1 protein-coding gene and 1 pseudogene are annotated in these 2,329 nt (G+C 66.1%); one reads left to right on the forward strand and one right to left on the reverse strand.

The genetic code is table 11. The annotated features are described in order from the left end of the window. The first annotated feature begins 350 nt into the window (after positions 1-350). Complete coding sequence (locus BLS43_RS29150) at positions 351-1,133, forward strand: TetR/AcrR family transcriptional regulator (protein WP_093089912.1); 783 nt, start codon at positions 351-353, stop codon at positions 1,131-1,133. Positions 1,134-1,240: 107 nt separating this feature from the next. Here BLS43_RS29150 and BLS43_RS29155 read toward each other — a convergent pair. Beyond that, positions 1,241-2,233, reverse strand: a pseudogene (locus BLS43_RS29155) (IS256 family transposase); the annotation flags it as partial. Positions 2,234-2,329 lie beyond the last annotated feature (96 nt).

The raw sequence follows: 2,329 nt of genomic DNA on the forward strand, positions 1-2,329 counted from the left end.
ACGCACCTGGCGGACCATCCGCTTCGCGCGCTCACACATCTCGTCGCTGAACCTCCCCGGTACCGGCACGATCTCCACCCTTCCGCGGGATCAGAGCCTCCACCACACCCGGGGCGCTTCAGTAAGAGGCCCACGCCGAGCTATCAGCGCCGGTCGGATCTCGGCGACCATCCGCATCGCAACCTCGGACTCACCGGACCGGGCTGGCCCATGCGCCTCATCCCTCGGCAGACCCGCAACGGCATGGGCGATACTAGACGTGCTCTTCCGTAGATGAGCCAGCCACGGATCGCACCGGGCGCGCATCAGTCCGCACGACCCGGGGCCAAGCCCGAGGAAGGAGACACCGCATGCCGTCCGAGCCAGAACGCCGCAACTCGACACGCAAGCGTCGTGCCCGCGGCTCCATCAGCGCGGACGAGATCGTTGCAGGCGCATACCGCTTCGCAGCCGAGGAGTCTTTGGATGCATTGAGCATGCCGCGCCTGGCGCAACGGCTTGACGTGGGCGTAACCAGCATTTATTGGTACTTCCGCAGTAAGGAGGAACTGATCGACACCATGACCGAGCGGGCGTTCGGAGAGTTCTTCTCCGGCTTCGGCATCTCCGATGATCTGCCATGGGATGCTTACCTGAGAAGCTATTTCCATCGCTACCGAGAGATCCTGCAGGCGAACAGTTTGCTGTGTGACCTCATTGTGATTCGCTCAGCCGAGCTCACTCCTGAAGCGACCCGCTTGACCGCGGAGCACATGGACGGTGTACTGCAGGTGCTGGTCAGGCACGGGTTCTCGCCCGATACTGCCATGTATGCGTACAGTACGCTTTCTGTCTTTACCCGCGGTTCGGTCGCCACTGAGCGGCTGCACACGGCGTCTGCGCGACCACGCCCGAAGGCGGCGGAGGCATTTGGTGAACTCGCGGGGGTGAAGGTCCTTGCCGCGCTGGAGGAACCCCACCGAATCCCGTTCACGGCCGATAATGAGTTTAGTTTTGGTATCGATAATGGGCTTCGCGGTCTTCAGCAGCTGCTGATCGGAGTCCCGAGTTCTCGGCTGCCCGACAAGTCCAGCTCATCGCCGCTCCCGGCCCCGGTCACGTTTCTTCAGCCGTCGCCTGCGCCACCGAGGTGAACAACTGTGGGTCCATGAACGCGTGCGTCGATACCGGGGCGGGAAGACGTTTCGGTCAAGCCCGCTGGCGTGGTGTGTGACGACTACCGCGTGATCTTCTCGTTCTGTCAGGCGCTGAGCGCCGGGATCGTGTCGGTCGAGGTCACCTCCTCGGTGCCGGCGCCGGTGCCGGTGGTGGTGTCGGGGAGCGCGGTGACGCGGGAGCGGGCGAGGACCTCGAGGCCGAGGTAGCGGCGTCCTTCGGCCCATTCGTCGTGCTGCTCGGCCAGGACGGCGCCGACGAGCCGGATCAGGGAGTCGCGGTCGGGGAAGATCCCGACGACGTCGGTGCGGCGGCGGATCTCGCTGTTGAGCCGCTCGCTCGGGTTGTTCGACCAGATCTGGCGCCAGAGCTCTTTCGGGAAGCTGGTGAAAGCCAGGACGTCGGCGCGCGCTTGGTCGAGGTGTTCGGACACTTTCGGCAGCTTCTCGGAGAGGGCGTCGAGGACCCGGTCGAACTGGGCGTGAACCGACGCGGCGTCGGGCTGGTCGTAGACCGAGTGCAGCAACGCCCGCACCCACGGCCAGGACGACTTCGGGGTCGCGGTCATCAGGTTGGCCGCGTAGTGCGTCCGGCATCGTTGCCAGGCCGCCCCGGGCAGGGTGGCGCCGATGGCGGACACCAGGCCGGCGTGGGCGTCGGAGGTGACCAGCCGGACGCCACTGAGTCCGCGGGCGGTGAGGTCGCGGAAGAACCCGAGCCATCCGGCGCCGTCCTCGGCGGAGGTGACCTGCAGGCCGAGGATCTCCCGGTGTCCGTCGGCGTTGACCCCGGTCGCTAAGAGGGCGTGGACGTTGACCACGCGGCCGCCCTCGCGGACCTTGAGCACGAGCGCGTCGGCGGCGACGAAGGTGTACGGGCCTTGGTCGAGTGGGCGGGACCGGAACTCGGCGACCTGCGCATCGAGATCTTGGGCCATGACTGAGACCTGTGACTTCGACAGTCGGGTGATCCCCAACGACTCGACGAGTTTCTCCATGCGGCGGGTGGAGACGCCGAGCAGGTAGCAGGTGGCGACCACTGTGGTCAGTGCCCGCTCGGCGCGGCGGCGGCGTTCGAGGGGGACTGTCAACTTTCCGGTGTAACTGGGGTTGGTTGAGGGCTATCGGCGTCCGGCGGACAGGCGTCCGTCGAAGGTGATGTCGAAGGCGTTCAG

This window comes from Pseudonocardia oroxyli (assembly GCF_900102195.1).
Lineage (GTDB): Bacteria > Actinomycetota > Actinomycetes > Mycobacteriales > Pseudonocardiaceae > Pseudonocardia > Pseudonocardia oroxyli.

Coding starts and splice junctions, on each gene's coding strand:
- BLS43_RS29150 (WP_093089912.1), top strand. CDS start 351: ATGCCGTCCGAGCCAGAACGCCGCAACTCGACACGCAAGCGTCGTGCC.